We start from the raw sequence: 24,439 nt of genomic DNA, 5'->3' as shown, positions 1-24,439 counted from the left end.
CCGCGGCCCCGGCCGCGGGCGCACTGCGCGCTACAAACTCAGTTCTTGCCGATCTCGGTCAGCAGCCGCGTCACGAGGTACAGGCGCGGCACGATCGAGTCGACCTCGATGTACTCGTCGCGTGCGTGGTAGCCGAAGCCCGCGAGGCCGAAGCTCTCGACCACCGTGGCCTTGCCCGAGCGGCCCGCAAAGCCGGCGTCGGTGCCGCCGCCGGTCATCGGCGTCAGCGCCAGTTCGCGGTCGAGCTCCTTGTAGATCGCCTGCGCCTTCTCGGCCAGCGCGCGGCCCTTGGCGCCCGCGACGAAGGCGGGGCGGCCCACCTCGACCTTCACCGTGGTCTCGGTGTCGGGAATCAGCTTGCCGCTGGCGATCTTGGCCTGCAGCGCCTCGGTGAGCTTCTTCTCGGCGCCGGGCTGCGTGATGCGGATGTCGCCCAGCGCCTGCGCCTTCTCGGTGATCTGGTTGATCGGGCCGGTGGCGCGCGCCACGGTCCAGTTCAGCGTCACGCCGGGGATGTCCTTGGCGAGGTCCTTGGTCTGCAGCATCTGGTACGACAGCTCGTACAGCGCGTTGCGGCCCAGCTCGGGCGCGGCGCCGGCGTGCGCCGCGCGGCCCTTCACCTCGAGCGTGGCCTGCGCGATGCCGGCCGCGCCGAGCAGCAGCGACTCGCCCTTGGCCACCGCCTTGGCAGCCGTCGGCTCGAAGGACAGCACCGTGTCGTGCAGGTCGGCCGTGGTGGCGATGAGTTCGCCCGAGCCCACCGAGCCCACCTCTTCGTCGGGGTTCACGAGCACGGTGAGCGTGTCGTAGTCGCGCCAGCCCGCGTCGGCCAGGATCTTGAGCGACGCCATCATCACCGCGAGGCCGCCCTTGTCGTCGGCGATGCCGGGGCCGTAGATGCGGTTGCCGTCCACCTTGTAGGGCTGGCTGTTCAGGATGCCCGGCGCGTACACCGTGTCCATGTGGCCCTGCAGCATGATCTTGCGCTTGCCCGTGCCCTTGATCGTGCCGATGACGATGTCGGCGCCCGCGCCGGCCGAGGCCTTGCGGCGCTCGGTCTTGAAGCCGGCGGCCTTCAGGCGCCCTTCGATCACGTCGGCCATCTTCATCAGGCCCTCGACGTTCAGGCTGCCCGACTCGATGGACACCATCTCCTTCAGGTTGTCGATGACGGCGGGCTGTGCCTTCTCGGCAGCAGCGAGAAGCTTCGCATCGGGCGCCGCCTGCGCGGTGGCCACGGCGCCCAGCGCCAGGCCGCAGGCCAGGGCGACGGAGCGCAGGGAGAAGAAAGACGAGGTACGCATGGTCATGAGAGTCTCTTTTCCTGGAGTGATTGGCGGGCGCCAGCATAGCGACATGGCGGGCGAAGCGGCGCAAATCGGCGACAGCGCCCGGGCGGCGGTTTACAGTGCGCCGCATCCTTCCACACGCCGCCGATCCAAGACCATGAGCCTCGCGAACGACGCCAGATTCTGGGACCGCAGCTCGCGCCGCTACGCGAAGAGCGCCATCGCGGACGAGGCCGGCTACGCGCGCACGCTCGAGCGGACCCGCGCTCTCTTCAAGCCGGACGCGCGCGTGCTCGAGCTGGGCTGCGGCACCGGCACGACGGCCCTGCGCCTCGCGAGCCACGCCCGCGCGTACCTGGCGACGGACATCGCCGAAGGCATGATCGCCATCGCCGAAGAGAAGCACGCCGCCGCCCCGGTCTCCGGCCTGTCGTTCCGCGTGGCGACCGCCGAGACGCTGGCACCGAACGAAGGCCCCTTCGACGCCGTGCTGGGCTTCAACTACCTCCACCTGGTGCGTGACCTGCCCGGCACGCTGCGCCGCATCCACGCCCTGCTCGCACCGCAGGGCCTGTTCGTCTCCAAGACGCCCTGCCTCGGCGATATGACCCCGCTGCTGCGGCTGGCCTTGCTGCCCGCGATGCGCGCGATCGGGCTGGCGCCGCATGCCGGCGTGTTCCGGGCGGAAGAGCTCGGGGCGCATCTGCAGGCGGCCGGCTTCGAGGTGCTTGCGAGCGAGAACCACGCGACGAAGGGAGGCGAGAACCGCCCCTTCATCGTGGCACGCAAGCAGTGATCTGCACTTCGGCGCGTGGCGTCGCCCTGCCCCGATCCGCTACCATCCGGGCCGCGGTGCAAGCCGCGCCCGGGCCCGCGGGAAGGGTTGAACCCACTTGCCTTCTTCATGACGATCCACAGCCTTTTGTGCAGCCGGATTTGCGGGTCATCGGCGCCTGATGCACGGAGGTTTCCATGAAGCGCATTCCCGCCCGGCCCGACATCGGCCACCTGAAGAAGCAAGCCAAGGAACTGCTGGCGCTCTACCGCAGCAACGACCCCACGGCCTTTCACCGATTTCGCAGTGCCTTGCCCGCCGCGTCGGGCAAGTCCGATGCCGCCCTCGCAGCCCAGGGCTTGCGCCTGCACGATGCGCAGTCGTGTGTGGCGCGCGAGTACGGCTTCGCCTCGTGGGCCGACCTGCAGGGCTTTGTCCTGGCCCGCAGGGCACAAGCCGATGACCCGGCCCAAGCAGTGCTCCATTGGCTGCGCCTCGTGTACGCGGGCGACATCGCCGGCGGCACGAACCGCGCACGGCCTGCGGCGGCCTTGCGCATGCGCGACGAGAACCCTGTCCTTATGGCGGCTGGCGACCCTTGGGTGGCCTGCGCCATCGGCGATGAAGCCGCGCTGCGCCACGCCACCGCGCAAGACCCGGCATGGGTCCATCGCGCGGGCGGCCCGCTGCAGCTGCCGCCGCTCGTCGCCGTCACCCATTCCGGCCTGATGCGACTGCCGGGCCATCGCGAACGCCTGCATGCGTGTGCGAAGTTCCTGCTCGAGGCCGGCGCGTCCCCCGATCAATCGGCCGGCAACCGCTGGCCTCCCGCATCGCTCGAAGCGCCCGCCGACACCGAGCGGCTTTCCGCGCTGTACGGTGCGGCCGGCCAGAACCACGACCCCGAACTGACGAAGCTGCTGCTCGACGCCGGGGCCGACCCGAACGACGGCGAATCGCTGTACCACTCGTTGGACCAGCCCGCCTGCACGAAGCTGCTGCTGGAAGCCGGCGCGCGCGTGACGGGTTCGAACGCGCTGTACCGGGTGCTTGACCTGGACGACGTCGGGACGCTGCGCCTCCTGCTCGCACACGGCGGTGACGCGAACGAACCGCCGCAGGGCCCGCCCATCTCGGACTGGGGTTCGCCGCTGATGTGGGCCCTTCGCCGCCGCCGTTCACCGGCGCACGTCGAGGCCTTGCTGGCCGCCGGCGCGCGACCGGACGCGTGCACGCCCGATGGCACGTCCGCGCGCATCATCGCCCTGCGCTTCGGGCTGACCGAGGTCGCGCAGCTGCTGCTGGCAGCGGGCGAAGAAGAGGCACCGCTCCCCACCAGCGAAGCCTTCATCGCCGCATGCGCGCGCGGCGACGAAGCCACGGCGCGAGCGCTGCAGGCGCGGCACCCGGGCCTCATCGGCTCGCTCGACCCCACGCAGCTTCGCCTGCTGCCCGAGCTCGCCGCCCAGGGCTGCAGCGAGGCGGTGAAGGCGATGGTCACGCTCGGCTGGCCGCTCGAAGTCCGTGGCGGCGACTGGGACGCCTCGGCGCTCAACCATGCCGTGTTCTGCGGCGATGCGGCGCTCACCCGGTTCCTGCTTGCACACGGTGCCGACTGGCAGGCGCCGCACGGCTTCGGCGACAACGCCTGCGGCACCTTGTCGTGGGCCTCGCTGAACGAGCCCGTCGAAGGCGGCGACTGGGTCGGTTGCGCCCACGCGCTTGTGGCCCACGGCATGCCTTCCGCACGGCCCGACCCGGAGAGTGCGGATGGTGTGCTCATCGGTGCGCGGCGCAGCGTGTTCTCGGACGAGGTCACGGACTTCCTGCTGGGCGCATCGATGGCGTGAAGCCGGACGGTGCCGCGCGCTCAGCGCACCACCATCGCCCCGAACACCACGATCAACAAGGCCAGGTAGACCTTGGCGTGGATGCGGTCCGGAATGCGCCCGATCCACAGCGCGGCGACGCGAATGCCGATCCACGAGCCCACCACGAGCGCCGCCGCCGCGCGCACGTCGACATACCCGACATGCCACGGCCCGAACGCCGGCGTCGAGGTGGCGGACAGGGCCACGTAGGTGGCCGTGCCCGCCAGCGCGACCGGCAGGGACAGCGGGTTGGCCATGGCCGTCGCGCGGCTCATCTCGATGCCGCGACGGCGCATGAGGGGCACCGTCATCACGCTGCCGCCGACGCCGAGGAAGGCGGCAATCCAGCCGATCGCCAGGCCCGACAGCGCCGTGGCTGCAAGAGAGGGCGCCGCCCTGCTCGCCACGGCCGGCGAAAGAAAGCCGGGGCGCAGCCAGCAGTCCACGATGGTCAGCGCGAGGTACGCGGCAAATGCCCAGCGCAGCCATTCCCCGTGGACCGCCGTGGCGGCCAGGGCACCCAGCACCGCGCCGGCACCGATGACGCCCAGCAGCGGCCTGATGTGCGACCAGTCCAGCGTCCCCGCACGCTGATGCCGCCACGTGGCCAGCAACGCGCCGAAGACCATCACGCAGGTGGAGGTGGCCACCGCGATCTGCATGGCCGACTGCCCGACGGCGCTGTCGGCCGCGTTCAGCTGGGACAGCAGCTGGTAGAGCAACGGGACCACGACGAATCCACCGCCGAAACCGAACAGCACGGTGGTGACGCCCGTCAGGCATCCGCACACCACCAACATCACATACAACGACACAAGGCACTCCATCGACACGGAAAGAAGCCTCGAGGCTAGAGTCCGAGGGGCTGGCGCGCTTGCGATGTTCGGTCAACAATATTTGCGTTCCGGCCAACCCACCGATCCGCTGCCGTGCGCAACCAGTCTCTCGACACCCTCGACCCCACGCCCCGCGCCGTGCTGGCCATCGGCACCGACTACGCGCCCGGCACCCTGCTCGAAATGCACAGCCACCGCCGCGCCCAGTTTCTCTACGGCGCGACCGGGCTGATGGAGGTGGGCACGGACGACGGCGCCTGGGTCGTGCCGCCCCACAGCGGTGTCTGGATTCCGGCCGGCAAGCCGCACCGGGTGCGGATGGTGGGCGTCAGCACCCGCAGCCTCTACATCGAGCCGGCCGCCGCGCCGCGCGGCGGTCCGCAGTGCGAGGTGCTGGCCGTGTCGCCGCTGCTGCGGCAGCTGTTGATCGAGGCCATCGACGTGCCGGCGCTGTACGACGAACGCGGCCGCGACGGCCTGTTGATGTCGCTGGTGCTGAAAGAAGTCGGCCGCGCGGCGGCCCTGCCCTTCTTTGCGCCGCTGCCGGGCGAGCCGCGACTGGCGGCGCTGTGCATCGCCTTCCTGCACGCGCCCGACGTGCGCACCTCGCCCCTGGCCTGGGCGCAGCAGCTGCACCAGAGCGAACGCACCTTCAGCCGGTTCTTCCGCCAGCACACCGGGATGACGTTCGCCGAATGGCGCAGCCAGGCCTGCCTGCTCTCGGCCATGGCCCAGCTGGCGATGGGCCGGCCGGTGACCGCGGTGGCGCTTCAGCTGGGCTACGACAGCCCGGGCGCCTTCTCCACCATGTTCCGCAAGCGGCTCGGGCAGAAGCCTTCGGCGTTCATCGCGACGTGAGGCGCAGGTTCTCGCTCGCGGCGATGCATGGCATTCTTCGCCTGCTTGCCCACCGATTCACAGGGAGTGAAACCAATGAAGCCTCGTCTGCCCAAGCACCGCGCCGTGCTGGCATGCCACCTCGTCGCCTCCGCCTGCGCTGCGGCGACCTTGCTGACTGCAGTCCCCGCACAAGCCGCCGACACCTGGACCGAAATCGCCACCACCCCTCGCAAGCAGGTGCTGCTGCAACGCGACTCGATCAAGCCGCATGGCGATGCCGTGGAAGCGTGGACGCTCTACCGCTACGACGAGCTGCAGACCGACGTGGGCAAGACCCCGTTTCGCACCTCGCGCTATCTCTACGACTACGACTGCAAGGGCCGGCGCGAAAAGATGCGCCGCGTCATCAGCCACAACGGGCCGCTGGAAGTGCACGACATCGACCTCGCCCGTCGCAGCGAATGGAAGGCCGTGGGCGGCCCGACCACAGTGAGCGGGATCGTGTTCAAGCGCGTGTGCGCGCAGGTGCGCTGACCCAAAAGACGCACGGGTGCTTTCCAGCAACGTGAAGAGGGCCTGAGGGCCTCACGTTGCCAGCAAGAACTGCCACTGCTACGATGCCCTTCCGCGGGAAAACAGCCTCCCGCGCTGCAAAGCAAGACGGTGTCCCGTCCAAGCGCTGGTGACCCTCAACGGAGTTTTCCGTGGACACCGCCTTGCCTGACGCCTCCTCCGCGCTTCCTGCGCCCCCCACGCCCATTTCCTTTGCCGAAGCGCTTCGCTTCTGGCTCAAGCTCGGCTTCATCAGTTTCGGCGGGCCCGCCGGACAGATCGCGATCATGCATGCGGAGCTGGTCGAGCGGCGGCGCTGGATCAGCGAGAAGCGCTTCCTGCATGCGCTGAACTTCTGCATGCTGCTGCCCGGCCCCGAGGCGCAGCAACTGGCCACCTACATCGGCTGGCTCATGCACCGCACGCGCGGCGGCCTCGTGGCCGGCGCCCTGTTCGTGCTGCCCTCGCTGTTCATCCTCATCGCGCTGTCGTGGGTCTACCTGCGCTTCGGCAACGTGCCGGTGGTGGCCGGCATCTTCTACGGCATCAAGCCGGCGGTCACCGCGCTGGTGCTGCACGCGGCGCACCGCATCGGCAGCCGCGCGTTGAAGAACCGGTGGATGTGGGGCATCGCCGCCGCGGCCTTCGTCGCCATCTTCGCGTTCGATGCGCCGTTTCCGGCCATCGTGCTGGCCGCCGGCCTGATCGGCCACGTCGGCGCGCGATGGGCGCCCGAGGTGTTCGCACTCGGCGGCGGCCACGGCAGCGCGCAGCAGCACCACGGCCCGGCGCTGATCGACGACGACACGCCCACGCCGGCGCACGCGCGCTTTTCCCGCGCGCACCTGCTGAAGATCCTGGGCATCGGCCTGGGCCTGTGGCTGCTGGCCATGGGCGTGCTCGTCGCGACCCAGGGCCTGCATGGCACGCTCACGCAGATGGGCGGGTTCTTCACCAAGGCCGCGCTGTTGACCTTCGGTGGCGCCTATGCCGTGCTGCCTTACGTGTACCAGGGGGCCGTCGAGCAGTACCACTGGCTCTCCGGCGCGCAGATGATCGACGGGCTGGCGCTGGGAGAAACCACGCCGGGCCCGCTCATCATGGTCGTGGCCTTCGTCGGCTTTGTCGGCGGCTGGCTGACGCAGGTGCTGGGGCCCGACTCGCTGTTCCTCGGCGGCGCGCTGGCCGCGACGGTCGTCACCTTCTTCACCTTCCTGCCCTCGTTCATCTTCATCCTGGCGGGCGGGCCCGCCATCGAGGCCACGCACGGCCGGCTGGGCTTCACGGCACCGCTGTCGGCGATCACCGCGGCGGTGGTGGGCGTGATCCTGAACCTGGCGCTGTTCTTCGCGTACCACGTGCTCTGGCCGCACGGCTTCGGTGGCCGCTTCGACGCGATCTCGGCGGTGATGGCCGTGGCCGCGGCCATCGCCCTGTTCCGCTTCAAGGTCGGCGTGATGACGTTGCTCGGTGCCTGCGCGGCCATCGGGTTGGCAGTCACCCTGTTGCTTCCGCTGCTGCGCTGAAGGAGTCGTCATGGACGCCCGAACTCAAGCCTTGCCCTTCGATCCCGCCGCGCTACGCGGCCTGTCGGCGCAACTTCTGAACAGCCATCACCAGAACAACTATGGCGGCGCCGTCAAGCGCCTCAACGCCATCCGCGCAAAGCTCGCCACGGCATCTTTCGCCGCCATGCCCGGCTTCGAACTCAACGGCCTCAAGCGCGAAGAGCTCATCGCCAGCAACTCGATGCTGCTGCACGAGCTGTACTTCGCATCGCTCGGCGGCGACGGCCGGTCGATGGAGCCCGCCATGGCGCTCGCCCTGGCGGCCAGCTTCGGCAGCGTCGACCGATGGCGCGAGGAATTCGCAGCGATGGGCAAGGCGCTTGGCGGCGGCTCGGGCTGGGTGCTGCTCACCTTCCAGCCGCGCGAGGGCACGCTGGTCAACCAATGGGCCGCCGACCACACCCATGCGCTGGCAGGCGGCACGCCGCTGCTGGCGCTGGACATGTACGAGCACGCCTACCACCTGGACCACGGCGCCGCCGCCGGTGCGTATGTCGATGCCTTCATGGCCAACATCGACTGGGCCCCGGTGTACGCGCGCTACCAGCAGGCGGTGCACGCCGCCAGCGAACTCTTCGGCGCGGCGCAGGACGACGTAGCCGGCTCGGTGCTGCTCGACGTGCGCCGCGCCGGCGTGTTCGCGCAGGCCGCGTCGATGCTCCCCGGTGCCCGCTGGCGCGACCCGGCGGCGGTCGAGCACTGGGCCGCCGAGCTCCCGGCCGACCGCGCGCTGGTCGTCTACTGCGTGTACGGCCACGAGGTGGGACGCAGCACGGCCCTGCGGCTGCGCGCCGCAGGCCTGGATGCACGTTATCTGCGCGGCGGCATCGACGGCTGGCAGGCCGCCGGCCGGCCGCTCCAGCCCAAGCCTGCCGACCCAGGAGCCACGCCATGAAATGGATCACCCGCGAACGCCCGAAGATCGACCGCATCGCCTGCCCGTGGCTGATCCTGCGCTTCATCGACCGCGAGGCCGAGTTTCTCTACGTGCCGCCGGCCGACGTGCTGAGCACGGCGAAAAGCACCGGCGCCACGCCCTACGACCTTCCGGGCGTGGAGATGAGCCACGTCGGCGAGCGCTGCAGCTTCGACGCCTTCCTCGCGAAGTACGAGCTCGCCGACCCTGCGCTGCACCAGATGGCCGACATCGTGCGCGGTGCGGACACCGCGCGGCTCGACCTCACGCCGCAGTCGGCAGGGCTCTACGCCATCTCGCTGGGCCTGTCGCGCGTGTTTGCCGACGACCACGCCATGCTGCAGCACGGGCTCGTGATGTACGACGCGCTCTATGCCTGGTGCAGCGAGGGCCGTGGCGAGACGCACCACTGGCCGCCGAAGATGCCGGCGTGAAGCGGGTCGGAGGACGATGGCCTGCCTTGCCGGAAGCACGCTAACATTTCGCCCGGCTCCGCCGCACCACCCGGGTCGGACCCTTGAGCGCACAGCGACAACCCAGGGTGTCACCGCAAATGGAGCGTCCCGATGTGGAGCATCCTGGCCGACCTTGTCGTCGGCATCTTCGATTTCGTTCTCGATGTCCTGTTGTTCCGGGGCCTGCGCCGCAAGCACGGTCAGCGCAACCGCAGCGTGGCGGAAGACACCGTCGAGGTCGCACGCTTCGATTTCGTCACGCTGACTTTCATCGCGCTGGTCAGCGTCGGCTTGATGCTGATCCTGGCGCTCGGATTCGATGTGTCGGCGGTCTGGAGCGTGGGCATCGGCATCACCGTCGGCGCGATCTGGGGCCTCTGGCGGTACGCCCAGCTGGTTCGTGAGTGAGTGATGCGCACATGAAGCATTCAAGAGGGTCAACGATGCAGGGCACGGCTCGTTTCGCACGCCTGGTCACCGGGGTTTCGATCGCAGCGGCCGCCTTGCTGATCGCCAGTTCCGCGGCAGCACAGTCCCTCGCCTGCAACGGCTACCTCGTCGGAAAAGGGGCGTCGCCCGCGACCTTGCTCCAGACCTGCGGCGAGCCGGTCTACCGGCAGGCGGTCTGCGTGCCGATGGTGCAGCTCGGCTGGGTCCTCACGCCGTATCGGCCAGGCAGCCCCGAGGCCGTGCTCGCCAATCAATGCGTGCCGATGGAGGAATGGACCTACGACCGCGGGCCGGGCACCTTCTTCGGCATCGTGCGCATCTACAACGGCACCATCGAATCGGTGCGCGACGGGGACCGCGGCCGTTAGGGGGTCGACCGATCGGCGCGCCCGAAACGCCCGGCAACATCTCCGGTACCCACTACAGGGGAGGACGCCCGCGCAACGGCGTTGACGACGATGCCTGGCAGGGCCACCATGGCCCATCGTCCCCGTCACGCATGCCCGAACAGGCAACGGACTCGTTGGAGCAAGGGAGCAGGCCCGCTCTGTTCAGAGCTTTCAAGGAGTTCCCATGGCCGACGAAAGCGACAAGGTGTTCGCGGGCTCGATCCCGAAGTTCTACGACACGCTGATGGTCCCCCTGATCTTCGAGGGCTACGCCGTCGACGCGGCCGCCCTGGTCGCTGCGTTCTCGCCCGGCGCGGTGCTGGAAACGGCGGCCGGCAGCGGCGCGGTCACGCGGATGCTGGCACCCCAGCTCGGCGCCGGTGCGCGCTACGTGGTGACCGACCTCAACCCCGCCATGCTCGACTACGCCGTCACGCGGCAGGCGAGGGACAACCGCATCGAATGGCGGCAGGCCGATGCGCTCGCCCTGCCGTTCGAGAACGCCTCGTTCGATGTGGTCCTGTGCCAGTTCGGCGCCATGTTCTTCCCTGACAGAGTTGCCGGCTACAGCGAGGCGCGTCGCGTGCTGAAACCCGGCGGGCGCTTCGTGTTCAGCGTCTGGGACCGCATCGAAGACAACGCCTTCGCCGACGACGTCACCCGCGCCGTCGCCACCGTGTTCCCGGACGACCCGCCGCGCTTTCTCGCGCGCACGCCGCACGGCTACCACGACGTCGCACAGATCCGCGACGACCTGCGCCGCGCGGGGTTCACCGACATCGAGATCCAGACGCACGAGAAGCTGAGCCGTTCGCCCTCGGCACGCGAGGTGGCGGTGGCCTACTGCCAGGGCACGCCGTTGCGCAACGAGATCGAGGCGCGCGACGCAAGCCTGCTCCAGCTTGCGACCGACCGCGCGGAGGAGGCGATTGCCCGCCGGCATGGCGCGGGGCCGGTGGCTGGGAAGATCCAGGCGCATGTCATCGTGGCGACGGGCTAGACACGCGCAACGCGCGGGCTACGTTCGCAGGATCTTCTCGATCGCCTTGCCCTTGGCCAGCTCGTCGACCAGCTTGTCCATGTAGCGGATCTTCTGCATCAGCGGGTCTTCGACTTCCTCGACGCGCACGCCGCACACCACGCCCTTGATCAGCGCGCGGTTCGGGTGCAGCGCCGGGGCCTGCGCGAAGAAGATCCTGAAATCGTTCTGCTGGTCGATCTGCTGCTGCAGCCCCGCGGGGTCGTAGCCGGTGAGCCAGCAGATGACCTGATCGACTTCGTCCTTCGTGCGCTGCTTGCGCTCCGCTTTCTGGACGTACATGGGGTACACCTTGGCGAACGGCATCGCGAAGATCCGGTGCTCTGACATCGTCATGTCTCCTTCAAGTCGGGCCGCAGGCTGACGCGGGCGCTCAGCCCTTGCGGCCACCTGCAGTCTTCTTCGCCACCACAGTCTTGCGCGCCGGCTTCATCGCAGGCGCCTCGCGCGCCGACTTCATGTGCCCGCTCTCCCCCGAGGTCATGCCCACGATCTTCGCGAGCTGGCGGCTCACGCTCACGTAGGCGTGGCCGAGGCGACTGTCGAAGTACAGCGAGTCGCCGCGCGCCAGGCGCACCACCTCGCCGTTGTCGAAGTACACGTCGATCTCGCCCGACAGCACGTAGGCGAACTCTTCGCCCGTGTGCCGCACGAAGTCCTCGGGGCCGTTGATGCGGCGCGCGTGCACGGTGCCGACGATGGGGCTCATCTGCTTGCCGGCGGCGGTGGTGCCCAGGAACTCGTAAGCGATGGCCAGCCCCTTGTAGACCACGCCCTTGCCCGCGCGCGTGACGACCGGGCCGTCGAGCTGCTCGGGCTTGACGCCGGCGCCCGCGAACATGGCGTTCATGTCCATCTCGAGCGCGCGGCCCAGGGCGGTGAAGTTCTCGTAGCCGAGCGCGAGCTGGCCGCGCTCGGCGCGCGAGATGGTGGTGATCGACACGCCGGAGCGCTCGGCCAGTTGCGCCAGTGTCCAGCCGAAACGCTTGCGCGCGGTGCGCAGGCGATGGCCGAAAGTGGTGCGGTCCAGCGTGGGCGGCTCTTCCTTCGGCTTCGCCCCGCCCCGGTTCCCTGTGTGTGGAGTCACGCTTGGCTTTCTCTAGGTATGCCGGGCGATTCTGCCAGCCCCGCGCCCGGCCGGCCACGCACGGCGCGACAGCTCCGGCATGCGTTTTGCGTATGCGCAAATTGCGTGTACGCAAATTTCACCTCGATGGTGCACCCATGGTTTCCCCTTGGTTGGCGCAAATCAATTTGCGTATCCGCAAATTTCTACCTACACTTTTCGGCGATGACAACAAGCACAACCACTCCCGTCGTGGCCGACTACCTCGTGATCGGCGGCGGCATCGCCGGGGCCTCCGTGGCCCATTGGCTCGCCCCGCATGCCCGCGTGATCCTGCTCGAACGCGAAGCCCAGCCGGGCTACCACTCCACCGGCCGTTCGGCTGCGCTCTTCATGGAGAGCTACGGCACGCCGCAGGTGCGCGCCCTCACCATGGCCAGCCGCGCCTTCCTCGAACACCCGCCCGAAGGCTTTGCCGAGCACCCGCTGCTCACACCGCGCGGCGCGATGATGGTCGCGGGCACCGAGCACCTGCACGAACTCGAAGCGCACTGGGAGCTGCTGCGCGCCATGGACGTCGGCGCCCAGCGCCTCGATGGCGAGCAGGCGCGCGAGATGGTGCCGGCGCTGCGCCCCGAGCAGGTGGCCGGCGCGGTGTACGAACCCGACGCTTCCGACATGGACGTGCACGCCATCCACCAGGGCTACCTGCGCGGCATGCGCCAGGCCGGCGGCAAGCTGGTGTGCGACGCCGAGGTCACGGCCATGGAACGCGTGGGCGAGCGCTGGCGCGTGACGGCCGGCGACGCGGTGTACGAAGCGCCCGTGGTGCTCAACGCAGCGGGCGCCTGGGTCGACACCATCGCGCAACTGGCCGGTGTGCGCCCGCTGGGCATCGAGCCGCGCCGCCGCTCGGCCTTCATCTTCGCGCCGCCCGAGGGCCAGAGCGTGGCGCACTGGCCGATGGTGTTCGCCGCCGACGAGGGCTGGTACATCAAGCCCGACGCCGGCATGTTGCTGGGCTCGCCCGCCAACGCCGACCCGGTCGAGCCGCAGGACGTGCAGCCCGAAGAGATGGACATCGCCATCGCCATGCACCGCATCGAGGAAGCGACCACGCTCGCCATCCGCCGCCCCACGCGCACCTGGGCCGGCCTGCGCTCCTTCGTGGCCGACGGCGACCTGGTGGGCGGCTTCGCGCCCGACGCGCCCGGCTTCTTCTGGGTCGCGGCGCAAGGCGGCTACGGCATCCAGACCTCGGCCGCCATGGGCGAGGCCTGCGCCGCGCTGGCACGCGGCCTGCCGCTGCCCGAGCGCATCGCGGGCTTCGGGCTCACGGCCGAGATGCTCGGCCCGCAGCGCCTGCGCACCGCCGGCTGATCCGCATTCCTTCCCCCACCAATCTTCCCCACGAGAAATCACCATGCGTGTCTTCAGTGCCTCCCTCGCGACCGAAACCAACACCTTCGGCCCGATGCCGACCGGCATCGCCTCCTTCAAGGACCGCGGCTACTTTCCCGCCGGCCAGCATCCTGACGCGCTGACGATCTACTCGGGCCCGCTGTGGGCCGCGCGCATCCGCGGCAAGGAAAAGGGCTGGACGCTGCTCGAAGGCATGGTGGCGGGCGCGCAGCCCAGCGGCATCACCACGCGCCACGCCTACGAAACGCTGCGCGACGAGATGCTGAACGACCTGCGCGCCGCGCTGCCGGTCGACATGGTGCTGCTCGGCCTGCACGGCGCGATGGTGGCCGACGGCTACGACGACTGCGAAGGCGACATGCTGGCGCGCGTGCGCCAGATCGTCGGCCCTGATGTGGTGATCGGCGCCGAGCTCGACCCGCACAACCACCTCACGCCCGCCATGGTGGACAACGCCAACGTGATGGTCTCCTTCAAGGAGTACCCACACACCGACGTGCTCGAACGCGGGCTGGAGCTGGTCGACATCTGCGCCGCGGCCGTGGAAGGCAAGGTGAAGCCGGTGGTCGCGATGGTCGACTGCGACATCATCGTCACCGTCCACACCTCGCGCGAACCGGCGCGCAGCTTCGTGCAGCGCATGCAGGCGCTCGAAGGCAAGGACGGCGTGCTCTCGGTCTCGCTCACGCACGGCTTCTCGTGGGGCGATGTGCCCGAGATGGGCACCAAGGTGCTGGTCTACACCGACGGCGATCAGGCCAAGGCGAATGCGCTGGCACGCCAGCTCGCCGACGAGGTCATCGCCATGCGCGACGGCCTCACGGTCAATTACCCGAGCATCGACGACTCGCTCGACGAAGCGCTGGCCTTCGACGGCGGCCCCGTGGTGCTGGCCGACGGCGCCGACAACCCCGGCGGCGGCGCGGCGAGCGACTCCACCTTCATCCTGAGTCGCATGCTGGAGCGCGGCATCACCAACGCCGCGCTGGGCCCGATGTGGGACCCGATCGCCGTGCGCATCGCCTTCGACGCCGGCGTGGGCGCCAGGCTGCAGATGCGCATCGGCGGCAAGATCAGTCCGCTGTCGGGCGATCCGCTGGACCTCGAATGCACCGTGAAGGCGCTGAAGGAAGACCTGGTGATGACGGGCCTGTCGAACACGCCCACCGCCATGGGCGACTGCGCGCTGGTCGAGGTGAACGGCATCGAGATCGTGCTGATCACGCGGCGCAACCAGGCCATGGGCACCGACCTGTTCACGCAGCTGGGCTGCGACCTGGCCGCCAAGAAGATCGTGGTCGTCAAGTCGTCGCAGCACTTCTACGCGTCGTACTCGCAGGTGGCCAAGCACGTGATCTACGCCGGCGCACCGGGCGCCGTGACGCTCGACCTCACCACCCTGCCGTACCGCAAGGCTCGCCTGCCGAAGTGGCCCATCGGCGTCGCCGCCTGAACTCCCTCTTCTTCTTTCTTGTTTCGCCCCACCGACCGGAGAACCGACGATGACCCGACGAACGCTTGCTGCCCTCGCTGCCCTGGCCCTTTCGGCCGCCAGCCTTCCCGCGCTCGCCCAGACGCCGCCCAAGACACTCAAGGTGGTGGCGCATGCCGACCTGAAGATCCTCGACCCGACCTTCACCACGGCCTACATCTCGCGCAACTTCGGCCACATGGTGTACGACACGCTGTTCGCGCAGGATGCTACCGGCAAGCCGCAGCCGCAGATGGTCGAGAAGTACACGACCTCCAAGGACGGCAAGCAGTGGAGCTTCACGCTGCGCCCCGGCCTGAAGTTCTCCGACGGCGCCGCCGTGACCTCGGCCGACGCCGTGGCCTCGCTGCAGCGCTGGGCGGCGCGCGACAGCCTGGGCCGCGCCATGACGGCCGTCGGCGCCGAGTGGAAGGCGACCGACGCGCGCACCCTCACGCTCACGCTCAACGAGCCCTTCGGCATGGTGCTCGACGCGCTGGCCAAGCCCTCGGGCTTTCCGCCGGTGATCCTGCCCGAGCGCATCGCCAAGCTGCCGGCCACCGCGCCCCTCACCGAGGTCGTCGGCTCGGGGCCCTTCATCTTCAAGCGTGACGAATGGGTGCCGGGCAACAAGACGGTGTTCGTGCGCAACCCGAACTACGTGGCGCGCAGCGAGCCGCCGAGCGGCCTGGCCGGCAGCAAGAAGACCAGCCTCGACCGCGTCGAATGGCTCTACCTGCCCGACGCCAACAGCGCCATCTCGGCGCTCAAGCGCGGCGAGGTCGACTACATCGAGCAGCTGGCGCCCGACTACATCGCACCGCTGCGCACCGACAGCAACATCAAGATCGGCTCCGGCGGCGCCTACCAGGGCTTCCTGGTGATGAACCAGCTGCACCCGCCCTTCGACAACCCGAAGGTGCGCCAGGCGCTGCTGCAGGCCGTGAACCAGGAACGCTTCGTGGCCGCCATGGGCTTCCCGCTGGACATGCGCATGGCCTACTGCGCCACCTGGTTCATCTGCGGCAGCCCCAACGACACCTCGGCCGGCGCGGAGCCTTTCCGCAAGGCCGACGTCGCCAAGGCGAAGAAGATGCTCGCCGACGCCGGCTACAAGGGCGAGAAGGTGGTGCTGATGGTGCCCAGCGACGTGCCCTACCTCAACGCCGAGGCGCTGATGGCCGCGCAGACCATGAAGAGCATCGGCCTGAACGTCGATGCGCAGACCATGGACTGGGCCTCGATCGGTGCACGCCGCGCCAAGCGCGACGCGTCCGACGCCGGCGGCTGGAACATGTACGTCACGGTGGCCGGCGAGTTCGACGTGAACTCGCCCATCAGCAACGCCTACCTGGGCGCGGCCTGCGGCAACACGCTGCCAGGCTGGCCCTGCGACAAGAAACTGGACGAGCTGCGCACCGCCTGGCTGAAGGAAACCGTGCCGGCCAAGCGCAAGGAACTGCTCGACGCCTTCCAGTCGCGCGCCTACGAGGCCGTGCCGTACATCAACGCGGGCCAGTACTCGGCCGCGTTCGCGGCGCGCGCCAGCATCAAGGGGCTGGACAAGATGTGGGCCGGCATGCCCACTGTCTGGGTGCTCGACAAGTAAGCCACGCGCACCGCCATGGGCTACATCGTTCGACGCTTTCTTTCCACGCTGCCGGTGATGGCGGTGGTGGCCGTGGTGGTGTTCCTGCTGATCCACCTGTCGCCCGGCGACCCGGCCGCGCTCATCGCGGGCGACCTCGCCACCACCGAGGACATCGACAAGCTGCGCGCCGCGCTCGGCCTGAACCTGCCGCTGTGGCAGCAGTTCGGGCTGTGGATCGGCAAGATCTTCACCGGCGACCTGGGCACCTCGATCTTCACGCAGGTGCCGGTGACGCAGCTGCTCGGCCAGCGGCTGGAGCCCACGGTGTCGATCGCGGCGCTCACCATGCTCATCACGCTGGTGACGGCCGTGCCGCTGGGCACGCTCGCGGCCTACTGCGCGGGCACCTGGATCGACCGCCTCGTGATGCTGTTCGCGGTGCTGGCCTTCTCGGTGCCGGTGTTCCTCGTGGGCTACCTGCTGGTCTACACCTTCGCGGTGCAGCTGCCGTGGTTTCCGGTGCAGGGCTACGTGAACTTCTCCGAAGGCCCCGGCGCCTGGCTGCGCGCGCTGGTGCTGCCCTGCGTGAACCTGGCGCTGGTGTACATCGCGCTGGTGACGCGCATGACGCGCGCCACCGTGCTCGAGGTGCTGCACGAGGACTACATCCGCACCGCACGCGCCAAGGGCCTGGGCGTGCTGCCGGTGCTGGGCCATGCGCTGCGCAACGCGGCCATTCCCATCGCCACCACCATCGGCGCGGGCATTGCGCTGCTGATCGGCGGCGTGGTGGTCACCGAGACGGTGTTCGCCATTCCGGGCGTGGGCCGGCTGGTCATCGATTCGGTGCAGCGCCACGACTACCCGGTGATCCAGAGCGTGCTGCTGCTGTCGGCGGGCGCGTACGTGCTGATCAACCTCCTGATCGATCTGAGCTACCGCCTGTTCGATCCGCGCATCCAGTACTAGAACAAAGAACGAGCCCCACGACGCCATGTCCACTGCCCTGCCCTTGCGCGAGGTCGATGCGCCGGTTCCCAACGCCGCTGTCGCCGACACCGCCGAAGACCCTCCTTTCGTACCGCCGCGCTGGCGCTGGGTGCGCAAGCACCCGACGCTGATCGTCGGCGCGCTGCTGCTCCTCGCGGTGGCCGCGCTGTCCATTGCCGCACCCTGGATCGCTACCCACGACCCGCAGGACATCGACCCGCTGGCGCGCATGCAGCCGGCTTCGGCCGAGCACTGGTTCGGCACCGACGCGCTGGGCCGCGACGTGTTCAGCCGCGCCGTGTGGGGCGGTCGCGTGTCGATGATCGTCGGCGCCTCGGTGGCCGTGCTCGCCACCTTCTTCGGCATCGCGCTGGGCCTGGTGTCGGGCTTCGTGCGCTGGGCCGACGGCCCGATCATGCGGGTGATGGACGGGCTCATGGCCATCCCCGGCATCCTGCTGGCGATCGCGCTCATGGCCGTGACGCGCGCCAGCCTCACCACCGTGATCATCGCCATCACCGTGCCCGAGATTCCGCGCGTGGTGCGGCTGGTGCGCTCGCTGGCGCTCACGCTGCGCGAACAGCTGTTCGTGGAGGCCGCGCATGCGGTGGGCACGCGGCTGCCGGTGATCCTCGTGCGGCACGTGCTGCCGAACATCGTCGCACCGCTGGTGGTGCAGGCCACCTTCGTGGCCGCCGCCGCCGTGCTCACCGAGGCCGCGCTGTCCTTCCTCGGCGTGGGCGTGCCTTCGCAGACGCCGAGCTGGGGCAACATGATGGCCGAGGGCCGCAACTTCGTGACCGTGGCGTTCCACATCATCCTGTACCCGGGCCTGCTGCTGGCAGCCACGGTGCTCGCCATCAACCTGCTCGGCGACGGCCTGCGCGATGCGCTCGACCCGCGCCTGGCGCGGCAGCTGTGAAGAGGAACGCCCCATGACGATCCCCATGTCCCAGGCCACCCTCGCCCCCGGCGAGCCCTTGCTCGAGGTCGACAACCTGCGCACCTACTTCAGCACGCTCGCGGGCACGGTGCGCTCGGTCGACGGCGTGTCGTACACCGTGCGCGCGGGCCGCACGCTCGGCGTGGTCGGCGAATCGGGCTGCGGCAAGAGCGTGACCGCGCTCTCGATCCTGCGGCTGGTGCCCACGCCGCCCGGCCGCCACATGGGTTCCGTGCGCCTGCGCGGCACCGACCTGATGCAGCTGAGCGAACGCGAGATGCGGCAGATCCGCGGCAACCGCATCTCGATGATCTTCCAGGAACCGATGACCTCGCTGAACCCGGTGCTCACCGTGGGCCGGCAGATCGCCGAGACGGTGCAGCTGCACCAGAAGGCCAGCCGCGCCGAGGCGCTGCAGCGCGCGGTCGAGATGCTGCGCCTGGTGCAGATCCCCGAGCCCGAGCGGCGCGTGAACGAGTACCCGCACCAGCTCTCGGGCGGCATGCGCCAGCGCGTGATGATCGCGCTGGCCCTGGCCTGCAACCCCGAGGTGCTGATCGCCGACGAGCCCACCACCGCGCTCGACGTGACGATCCAGGCGCAGATCCTCGACCTCATCAAGCGGCTGCAGAAGGAGCTGGGCATGGGCGTGGTGATGATCACGCACGACCTGGGCGTGGTGGCCGAGAGCTGCGACCGCGTGGTGGTCATGTACGCCGGCAAGAAGGTGGAAGAGGCCGACGTGGTCGACCTGTTCGACCGCCCGCTGCACCCTTACACCCGCGCGCTGATGGCTTCGATGCCCGCCATGAGCACCTCGAGTGCGCGGCTGCACGAGATTCCGGGCATGGTGCCCGCCGCGCACGAGCTCGGGCGCGGCTGCGCCTTTGCCGCACGCTGCGCACAGGCACGCGAACGCTGCCGCCGCGAGACACCGCCGCTCTCGACGCAGGGCGACGGGCACGTGGTCGCATGCTTCGCGGTGCAGGAACAATGGACCGACGAGGCTGCCGAGGTGAGCGCATGACGACGACAACCACAACAACATCCACGAAGGCGCCGCTGCTGCAGGTGCGCGAACTGCGCAAGCACTACACCTCGCCGCGGCGCTGGCTGCGCCCGGCGAAGCCCGCCATCCAGGCGGTCGACGGCGTGTCGTTCAACGTCGGGCACGGCGAGACGCTGTCACTGGTCGGCGAATCGGGCTGCGGCAAGACCACCACGGCCAAGTCGGTGATGCGGCTGGTCGAGCCCACCTCGGGCTCGGTGCGGCTGAACGGCGAAGAGCTGCTGACCCTGCCCGCGAACGCGATGCGCCAGCGCCGGCGCGACCTGCAGATCATCTTCCAGGACCCCTACGCCTCGCTGAACCCGCGTCTCACGGCCGGCGACATCGTGGCCGAGCCGCTGCGCAACTTCGGCGACGTGTCGGTGGCCGAGCGGCGCGAGCGCGTGCAGTGGCTGTTCTCGCGCGTGGGCCTGCGGCCCGAGGCGGCGAAGAAGTTTCCGCACGAGTTCTCGGGCGGCCAGCGCCAGCGCCTGGGCATTGCGCGCGCGCTGGCGCTGAACCCCAAGCTGATCGTCTGCGACGAGCCCGTGTCGGCGCTCGACGTGTCGGTGCAGGCGCAGGTGGTCAACCTGCTGATGGACCTGCAGGCCGAGTTCGGCATCGCCTACCTGTTCGTGGCGCACGACCTCGCCGTGGTGCGCCACATCAGCCACCGCGTGGCCGTGATGTACCTCGGCCACATCGTGGAGATCGCCGACCGCGACACGCTGTTCTCGGCCCCGCGCCATCCGTACACCGAGATCCTGCTGTCGGCCGTGCCCGTGCCCAACCCGCGCACGCCGGCACGCCGCCTGCTGCTGCAGGGCGACCCGCCGAGCCCGGCCAACCCGCCCTCGGGCTGCCGCTTTCACACGCGCTGCCCGATGGCGCAGGCCGCGTGCAAGGAGAAGACGCCCGAGCTGAGCGAGCGCCCCTCGACTTCCCAGGGCGGCCACTGGGTCGCCTGCCACTTCCGTTGAAAGCATTGCCCTCATGACCGACAAGACACCCCACTACGACCTCTTGATCCACGGCGGCACCGTGATCGACGGCACCAAGGCCCCGCGCTTCGACGCCGACGTGGGCATCGTCAATGGCCGCATCGCCGCCATCGGCAAGCTCGCGGGCCACACGGCCGACCAGACGCTCGACGCCACCGGCCGCATCGTCGCACCGGGCTTCATCGACTCGCACACGCACGACGACCAGGCCGTGCTGTCGCACGCGCAGATGCCGTTCAAGGTGTCGCAGGGCGTGACCACGGTGGTGGCGGGCAACTGCGGCATCAGCGCCGCGCCGCTGCGCGCCGACATGGACCTGCCGATGCCGCTGAGCCTGCTCGAGACGCCGCCGGAAGACCGCTTCACGACGTTTGCGGCCTACCTCGACGCGCTGCGCGCCACGCCCTCGTCGGTCAACGTGGCGGCGATGGTCGGCCACTCGACCCTGCGCGCCGTGACCATGTCCGACCTCGACCGCCCCGCCACCGCACAGGAGATCGCCGCCATGCAGGCACTGGTCGAAGAAGCCATGCAGGCCGGCGCCATCGGCCTGTCGACCGGCACCTTCTACCCGCCGGCCGTGAAGGCGACGACCGAGGAGATCATCGAGGTCGGCCGTCCGCTCACGGCGCGCAAGGCGCTGTACGTGACGCACATGCGCGACGAGAGCGACCACGTGATGGAGTCGCTGGAAGAAACCTTCCACATCGGCCGCGCGCTCGACATTCCGGTGGTGGTGTCGCACCACAAGGTGCAGAACACACAGAACTTCGGCAAGACCAAGGTCACGCTGCCCTTCATCCAGGAAGCGATGAAGCACCAGTGCATCGGCCTCGACTGCTACCCGTACACCGCGGGCTCCACCATGATCCGCACCGACCGCGGGATGATGGACGGCCGCGTGCTCATCGCCTCGAGCGTGCCGCACCCCGAGTGCGCGGGCCGCGACCTGAAGGACATCGCGGCCGAATGGGGCGTGTCGGGCGAAGAGGCCGCGCTGCGCCTGTCGCCCGGCAGCGCCATCTATTTCATGATGGACGAGGACGACGTGCAGCGCGTGCTCGCCTTCGACGAAACCATGATCGGCTCCGACGGCATTCCGCTGGGCGACAAGCCGCACCCGCGCCTGTGGGGCACCTTCCCGCGCGTGCTGGGGCACTACAGCCGCGACGTGGGGCTGTTCCCGCTGGAGACGGCCGTGTGGAAGATGACGGGGCTCACGGCGCGCAACTTCGGCCTGCACGAGCGCGGCGCGCTCAAGGTCGGGCACCACGCCGACGTGGTGGTCTTCAATGCCGCCACCGTGCGCGACACCGCGAACTACGAAACGCCGACCGAACCGGCCAAAGGCATCGACGCGGTGATCGTGAACGGCGCCGTCACCTGGCGCCACGGCGTGCACAGCGGTGCGCGCAACGGGCAGGTGATCGTGCGCCAGGACGCGGCCTGACAGCGCGCACCTCGGCGGCGCCTGCACGGCGCCCGCCTTCGCATCCTGGTGCATGCGCAGCACCGGATCGGTGAACACGCCGGGCCTCAGGGGCCCGGCTTTTCTTTCTCCCTTGCGCTCTTTCCCTCTGGCAGAGCGCCCCTAGGGGATTTCCCTCGACAGCTGGCCCGGAGCTTGCGTAGTTCGCCCACATAGTTGAACATTTCAACTATTGAAGACTTCTACCAACCCGACATGCACGCCCCGCTTCGCCTGAAAGACGACTACCTCAACGTCCTGCTCGACCTGGCCTCGCAGCGCACGCGCGACCGCGGCTCGCGCATCTACGAGATCGAGCTCGGCCTGTCGATCCGCGACGTGCGGCTGCTGCGCATGATCGGCGCCGCGCCCGGCATCACCATGGGCCAGCTGGTGCAGACCTGCGCCATCGAGAAGACGCTGGTCTCCAAGCTGGTGAGTTCGCTGGTGCAGCGCGAGCTGGTCGAGCGCCAGATCGGCGCCGAGGACGCGCGGCAGATCCGTCTGTGCCTGAGCCCGGCCGGCATCGACATGGTGCTGCGCGCCGAGCCCATCGGGCACGAGATGGAAGCGCGCTTTCTCGACTGCCTGAGCGTCGCCGACATCGAGAACCTGCGCCGCATCATGCACAAGCTCATCGACGCGGAAGAAGGCTCGCGCGACATCTTCGAATTCCTGCTGGTGCAGTTGCGCGAAAGCAAGGAATCGCCCCCGTCTTCCTCTCCCTCGTCTTCCGCTCCCTCCCGAAAGAAGTAAGGCTCCATGGCAATCCACCTTTCACCGCGCCGCGTCGCGGCGGCTTCCCTGTCGGCGCTCGCTTTGTGCTTCGCCGCCACCGCGTCCGCCCAGACCGTGCTTCGCACCGTGCCCTCGTCGGATCTGAAGATCGTCGACCCGATCTGGACCACCGCCAACATCACGCGCAACCACGGCCTGATGATCTACGACACCCTCTTCGCGATGGACGAGAAGGGCGTCATCAAGCCGCAGATGGTCGACAAGTACAGCGCGAGCGCCGACAACAAGGTGTGGAGCTTCACGCTGCGCCCGGGCCTGAAGTTCCACGACGGCGCGCCGGTCACCTCGCAGGACGTGATCGCCTCGCTGGCGCGCTGGGCCAAGCGCGACACGCTGGGCCAGAAGATGTACGAGGCGATGGACAGCATCGCCGCCGACGGCCCCAACGGCTTTCGCATGACGTTCAAGCAGCCCTTCGGCGTGGTGCTCGACGCGCTCGGCAAGCCCAACCCGCTGGTGCCTTTCATCATGCCCAAGCGCGTGGCCGACACGCCCGCCGACAAGCAGATCGACGAGATGGTGGGCTCCGGCCCCTTCACGCTCGCCAAGGAAGACTTCCGCCCGGGCGACCGCGTCATCTACCGCAAGAACACCGCCTACGTGCCGCGCAAGGAACCCGCCTCGGGCCTGGCCGGCGGCAAGGTGGTGCATGTGGACCGCGTCGAATGGGTGATGCTGCGCGACCCGCAGACGCAGGCCAACGCGCTCCTCAACGGCGAGGTCGACATGCTCGAGACCGTGCCCTCGTCGGGCTACACCGGCATGCGCACCAACGACAAGATCGAGCTGGTCGACGTGATGCCGGCGGGCCCCTTCACGGTGCTCTACAACCACAAGGTGCCGCCCTTCAACAACCCCAAGGCGTTGAAGGCCGCGATGCTGGCCATCAACCAGGAAGCGATGCTGCGCGCGCAGGTCACCTTCCGCGACTTCTACAAGCCCTGCGCCTCGATCTACCTGTGCGGCTCGCTCTACGCGAGCGACAAGACGGGCTTCTACACCGGCAAGCCGCAGTTCGAAGAGGCGCGCAAGCTGCTCAAGGAATCGGGCTACGACGGCAAGCCCGTGGTGATCCTGCTGCCGGGCGATGCGCCCGCGCTGAACAAGCTGCCTGCGGTGTACGGCCAGCTGCTCAAGCAAGTGGGCTTCAACGTCGACGTACAGACCACCGACTGGGCGACGCTCGTGACCCGGCGCGCCAAGAAGGACCTGCCTGAGAACGGCGGCTGGAACGCCTTCATCACTTTCTGGGGCGGCGTGGACGCGAGCAGCCCCATCGGCTACAGCCCGCTGACCGGCAACGGCGACCAGGGTTACTTCGGCTGGCCCGTGGTGCCCGAGCTCGAGGCGCTGAAGACCAAGTTCATCGCCACCGCCGACCTCGCGCAGCGCAAGGAGATCGCCACGCAGATCCAGCAGGTCGTGCTCGAACACGGCGTGCTCGCCCCGCTCGGCGAAGGCAAGGCGCCCACGGCCGTGCGCCGCGGCACCATCACCGGCCTGCTGCCATCGCCGGCGGTGCTGTACTGGAACGTGCGCAAGACGTCCGCACCATCGCCATGACCGCGACATAGGCCGGCCCGCGCGCCCGCCCCTCTCCCCTTTCTGATCGCCCCCCTGACCGGCTGCGCCTTGCGCGGCAGCCGGGCGGGACTTCCTTT

General features: G+C 69.2%; 24 protein-coding genes. 20 read left to right on the top strand and 4 right to left on the bottom strand.

The window, feature by feature from the left end; genetic code table 11:
• Window positions 1-38: 38 nt before the first annotated feature.
• Window positions 39-1,310 carry a M20/M25/M40 family metallo-hydrolase gene (locus AC07SQ_RS13415; protein WP_062468836.1) on the bottom strand — a complete coding sequence of 424 codons (1,272 nt, stop codon included), beginning with the start codon at window positions 1,308-1,310 and terminating at the stop codon, window positions 39-41.
• 136 nt (window positions 1,311-1,446) lie between these two features.
• Between AC07SQ_RS13415 and AC07SQ_RS13410 the strand changes: the two genes are divergently transcribed.
• Together AC07SQ_RS13410 and AC07SQ_RS13405 are read left to right on the top strand one after the other, a co-directional pair.
• A complete protein-coding gene (locus AC07SQ_RS13410) occupies window positions 1,447-2,085 on the top strand; it encodes a class I SAM-dependent methyltransferase (RefSeq protein ID WP_495270922.1) in 639 nt (212 codons plus the stop codon).
• 176 nt (window positions 2,086-2,261) lie between these two features.
• Window positions 2,262-3,914 (top strand): ankyrin repeat domain-containing protein, encoded by a 1,653-nt coding sequence (locus AC07SQ_RS13405; protein ID WP_495270923.1) that lies wholly within the window; start codon window positions 2,262-2,264, stop codon window positions 3,912-3,914.
• 20 nt (window positions 3,915-3,934) lie between these two features.
• On the opposite strand, the gene AC07SQ_RS13400 is transcribed toward AC07SQ_RS13405, so the two are convergent.
• The gene (locus tag AC07SQ_RS13400; RefSeq protein ID WP_495313009.1) at window positions 3,935-4,762 is read right to left on the bottom strand and encodes a sulfite exporter TauE/SafE family protein; all 828 of its coding nucleotides are present in this window, start codon (window positions 4,760-4,762) and stop codon (window positions 3,935-3,937) included.
• A gap of 102 nt (window positions 4,763-4,864) precedes the next feature.
• Here AC07SQ_RS13400 and AC07SQ_RS13395 point away from each other — a divergent pair, with 102 nt between their 5' ends.
• The 8 genes from AC07SQ_RS13395 (at window position 4,865) to AC07SQ_RS13360 (ending at window position 10,941) form a co-directional block, all read left to right on the top strand.
• Window positions 4,865-5,629, top strand: coding sequence for an AraC family transcriptional regulator (locus AC07SQ_RS13395; protein WP_495270924.1), 765 nt, complete (start codon window positions 4,865-4,867; stop codon window positions 5,627-5,629).
• Between the two features lie 75 nt (window positions 5,630-5,704).
• Window positions 5,705-6,145 carry a surface-adhesin E family protein gene (locus AC07SQ_RS13390; RefSeq protein WP_495270925.1) on the top strand — a complete coding sequence of 147 codons (441 nt, stop codon included), beginning with the start codon at window positions 5,705-5,707 and terminating at the stop codon, window positions 6,143-6,145.
• Window positions 6,146-6,315: 170 nt separating this feature from the next.
• Window positions 6,316-7,689: a chromate efflux transporter gene (gene chrA / locus AC07SQ_RS13385; protein WP_495270926.1), complete on the top strand. Its 1,374-nt coding sequence runs from the start codon at window positions 6,316-6,318 to the stop codon at window positions 7,687-7,689.
• Window positions 7,690-7,699: 10 nt separating this feature from the next.
• The gene (locus tag AC07SQ_RS13380; protein ID WP_492734504.1) at window positions 7,700-8,626 is read left to right on the top strand and encodes a Fe-Mn family superoxide dismutase; all 927 of its coding nucleotides are present in this window, start codon (window positions 7,700-7,702) and stop codon (window positions 8,624-8,626) included.
• Window positions 8,623-9,081 (top strand): chromate resistance protein ChrB domain-containing protein, encoded by a 459-nt coding sequence (locus tag AC07SQ_RS13375; RefSeq protein ID WP_495270927.1) that lies wholly within the window; start codon window positions 8,623-8,625, stop codon window positions 9,079-9,081. The genes AC07SQ_RS13380 and AC07SQ_RS13375 overlap by 4 nt, the downstream gene beginning before the upstream one ends.
• Before the next feature lie 132 nt (window positions 9,082-9,213).
• Window positions 9,214-9,510 (top strand): hypothetical protein, encoded by a 297-nt coding sequence (locus tag AC07SQ_RS13370; protein WP_495270928.1) that lies wholly within the window; start codon window positions 9,214-9,216, stop codon window positions 9,508-9,510.
• A 35-nt stretch (window positions 9,511-9,545) separates the two neighbouring features.
• Complete coding sequence (locus AC07SQ_RS13365) at window positions 9,546-9,920, top strand: DUF2845 domain-containing protein (RefSeq protein WP_062468861.1); 375 nt, start codon at window positions 9,546-9,548, stop codon at window positions 9,918-9,920.
• A gap of 205 nt (window positions 9,921-10,125) precedes the next feature.
• Complete coding sequence (locus tag AC07SQ_RS13360; RefSeq protein ID WP_495270929.1) at window positions 10,126-10,941, top strand: class I SAM-dependent methyltransferase; 816 nt, start codon at window positions 10,126-10,128, stop codon at window positions 10,939-10,941.
• Between the two features lie 18 nt (window positions 10,942-10,959).
• Here the strand turns inward: AC07SQ_RS13360 and AC07SQ_RS13355 are convergent, their stop codons facing one another.
• Window positions 10,960-11,310, bottom strand: coding sequence for a DUF2200 domain-containing protein (locus AC07SQ_RS13355; RefSeq protein WP_495270930.1), 351 nt, complete (start codon window positions 11,308-11,310; stop codon window positions 10,960-10,962).
• Between the two features lie 43 nt (window positions 11,311-11,353).
• Window positions 11,354-12,067 (bottom strand): helix-turn-helix domain-containing protein, encoded by a 714-nt coding sequence (locus AC07SQ_RS13350; RefSeq protein ID WP_307584806.1) that lies wholly within the window; start codon window positions 12,065-12,067, stop codon window positions 11,354-11,356.
• A 204-nt stretch (window positions 12,068-12,271) separates the two neighbouring features.
• Between AC07SQ_RS13350 and AC07SQ_RS13345 the strand changes: the two genes are divergently transcribed.
• The 10 genes from AC07SQ_RS13345 to AC07SQ_RS13300 all read left to right on the top strand — a co-directional run bounded on the left by AC07SQ_RS13345 (window position 12,272) and on the right by AC07SQ_RS13300 (window position 24,341).
• Window positions 12,272-13,426 (top strand): NAD(P)/FAD-dependent oxidoreductase, encoded by a 1,155-nt coding sequence (locus AC07SQ_RS13345; protein WP_095744282.1) that lies wholly within the window; start codon window positions 12,272-12,274, stop codon window positions 13,424-13,426.
• Window positions 13,427-13,469: 43 nt separating this feature from the next.
• Window positions 13,470-14,921, top strand: a complete 1,452-nt coding sequence (locus AC07SQ_RS13340; RefSeq protein ID WP_495270931.1) for a M81 family metallopeptidase — start codon at window positions 13,470-13,472, stop codon at window positions 14,919-14,921.
• Between the two features lie 49 nt (window positions 14,922-14,970).
• Window positions 14,971-16,548, top strand: coding sequence for an ABC transporter substrate-binding protein (locus AC07SQ_RS13335; RefSeq protein WP_495270932.1), 1,578 nt, complete (start codon window positions 14,971-14,973; stop codon window positions 16,546-16,548).
• A 15-nt stretch (window positions 16,549-16,563) separates the two neighbouring features.
• Window positions 16,564-17,499: an ABC transporter permease gene (locus tag AC07SQ_RS13330; protein ID WP_495270933.1), complete on the top strand. Its 936-nt coding sequence runs from the start codon at window positions 16,564-16,566 to the stop codon at window positions 17,497-17,499.
• Window positions 17,500-17,524: 25 nt separating this feature from the next.
• Window positions 17,525-18,442 carry an ABC transporter permease gene (locus AC07SQ_RS13325; RefSeq protein WP_495270934.1) on the top strand — a complete coding sequence of 306 codons (918 nt, stop codon included), beginning with the start codon at window positions 17,525-17,527 and terminating at the stop codon, window positions 18,440-18,442.
• A gap of 13 nt (window positions 18,443-18,455) precedes the next feature.
• Window positions 18,456-19,490: an ABC transporter ATP-binding protein gene (locus AC07SQ_RS13320; RefSeq protein WP_492686086.1), complete on the top strand. Its 1,035-nt coding sequence runs from the start codon at window positions 18,456-18,458 to the stop codon at window positions 19,488-19,490.
• Window positions 19,487-20,491, top strand: a complete 1,005-nt coding sequence (locus tag AC07SQ_RS13315; protein WP_495270935.1) for an ABC transporter ATP-binding protein — start codon at window positions 19,487-19,489, stop codon at window positions 20,489-20,491. The genes AC07SQ_RS13320 and AC07SQ_RS13315 overlap by 4 nt, the downstream gene beginning before the upstream one ends.
• A 13-nt stretch (window positions 20,492-20,504) precedes the next feature.
• Window positions 20,505-21,962, top strand: a complete 1,458-nt coding sequence (locus tag AC07SQ_RS13310; protein ID WP_495270936.1) for an N-acyl-D-amino-acid deacylase family protein — start codon at window positions 20,505-20,507, stop codon at window positions 21,960-21,962.
• Between the two features lie 234 nt (window positions 21,963-22,196).
• Window positions 22,197-22,736, top strand: coding sequence for a MarR family winged helix-turn-helix transcriptional regulator (locus tag AC07SQ_RS13305; protein ID WP_095744276.1), 540 nt, complete (start codon window positions 22,197-22,199; stop codon window positions 22,734-22,736).
• 6 nt (window positions 22,737-22,742) lie between these two features.
• A complete protein-coding gene (locus AC07SQ_RS13300) occupies window positions 22,743-24,341 on the top strand; it encodes an ABC transporter substrate-binding protein (protein WP_495270937.1) in 1,599 nt (532 codons plus the stop codon).
• Window positions 24,342-24,439 lie beyond the last annotated feature (98 nt).

This window comes from Variovorax sp. GW821-FHT06D12, from assembly GCF_059419205.1.
The sequence above is the reverse complement of the archived record's forward strand: the minus strand, read 5'-3'. Positions and strand labels throughout refer to the sequence as shown.

Bases quoted from the DNA above. Each gene is read 5' to 3' on its own strand.
- AC07SQ_RS13315 (WP_495270935.1), top strand. From the start codon at position 19,487: ATGACGACGACAACCACAACAACATCCACGAAGGCGCCGCTGCTGCAG.
- AC07SQ_RS13405 (WP_495270923.1), top strand. From the start codon at position 2,262: ATGAAGCGCATTCCCGCCCGGCCCGACATCGGCCACCTGAAGAAGCAA.
- AC07SQ_RS13365 (WP_062468861.1), top strand. From the start codon at position 9,546: ATGCAGGGCACGGCTCGTTTCGCACGCCTGGTCACCGGGGTTTCGATC.
- AC07SQ_RS13375 (WP_495270927.1), top strand. From the start codon at position 8,623: ATGAAATGGATCACCCGCGAACGCCCGAAGATCGACCGCATCGCCTGC.
- AC07SQ_RS13335 (WP_495270932.1), top strand. From the start codon at position 14,971: ATGACCCGACGAACGCTTGCTGCCCTCGCTGCCCTGGCCCTTTCGGCC.
- AC07SQ_RS13310 (WP_495270936.1), top strand. From the start codon at position 20,505: ATGACCGACAAGACACCCCACTACGACCTCTTGATCCACGGCGGCACC.
- AC07SQ_RS13410 (WP_495270922.1), top strand. From the start codon at position 1,447: ATGAGCCTCGCGAACGACGCCAGATTCTGGGACCGCAGCTCGCGCCGC.
- AC07SQ_RS13370 (WP_495270928.1), top strand. From the start codon at position 9,214: ATGTGGAGCATCCTGGCCGACCTTGTCGTCGGCATCTTCGATTTCGTT.
- AC07SQ_RS13300 (WP_495270937.1), top strand. From the start codon at position 22,743: ATGGCAATCCACCTTTCACCGCGCCGCGTCGCGGCGGCTTCCCTGTCG.
- AC07SQ_RS13325 (WP_495270934.1), top strand. From the start codon at position 17,525: ATGTCCACTGCCCTGCCCTTGCGCGAGGTCGATGCGCCGGTTCCCAAC.
- AC07SQ_RS13355 (WP_495270930.1), bottom strand. From the start codon at position 11,310: ATGTCAGAGCACCGGATCTTCGCGATGCCGTTCGCCAAGGTGTACCCC.
- AC07SQ_RS13390 (WP_495270925.1), top strand. From the start codon at position 5,705: ATGAAGCCTCGTCTGCCCAAGCACCGCGCCGTGCTGGCATGCCACCTC.
- AC07SQ_RS13330 (WP_495270933.1), top strand. From the start codon at position 16,564: ATGGGCTACATCGTTCGACGCTTTCTTTCCACGCTGCCGGTGATGGCG.
- AC07SQ_RS13380 (WP_492734504.1), top strand. From the start codon at position 7,700: ATGGACGCCCGAACTCAAGCCTTGCCCTTCGATCCCGCCGCGCTACGC.
- AC07SQ_RS13345 (WP_095744282.1), top strand. From the start codon at position 12,272: ATGACAACAAGCACAACCACTCCCGTCGTGGCCGACTACCTCGTGATC.
- AC07SQ_RS13320 (WP_492686086.1), top strand. From the start codon at position 18,456: ATGACGATCCCCATGTCCCAGGCCACCCTCGCCCCCGGCGAGCCCTTG.
- AC07SQ_RS13305 (WP_095744276.1), top strand. From the start codon at position 22,197: ATGCACGCCCCGCTTCGCCTGAAAGACGACTACCTCAACGTCCTGCTC.
- AC07SQ_RS13400 (WP_495313009.1), bottom strand. From the start codon at position 4,762: ATGGAGTGCCTTGTGTCGTTGTATGTGATGTTGGTGGTGTGCGGATGC.
- AC07SQ_RS13415 (WP_062468836.1), bottom strand. From the start codon at position 1,310: ATGACCATGCGTACCTCGTCTTTCTTCTCCCTGCGCTCCGTCGCCCTG.
- AC07SQ_RS13360 (WP_495270929.1), top strand. From the start codon at position 10,126: ATGGCCGACGAAAGCGACAAGGTGTTCGCGGGCTCGATCCCGAAGTTC.
- AC07SQ_RS13340 (WP_495270931.1), top strand. From the start codon at position 13,470: ATGCGTGTCTTCAGTGCCTCCCTCGCGACCGAAACCAACACCTTCGGC.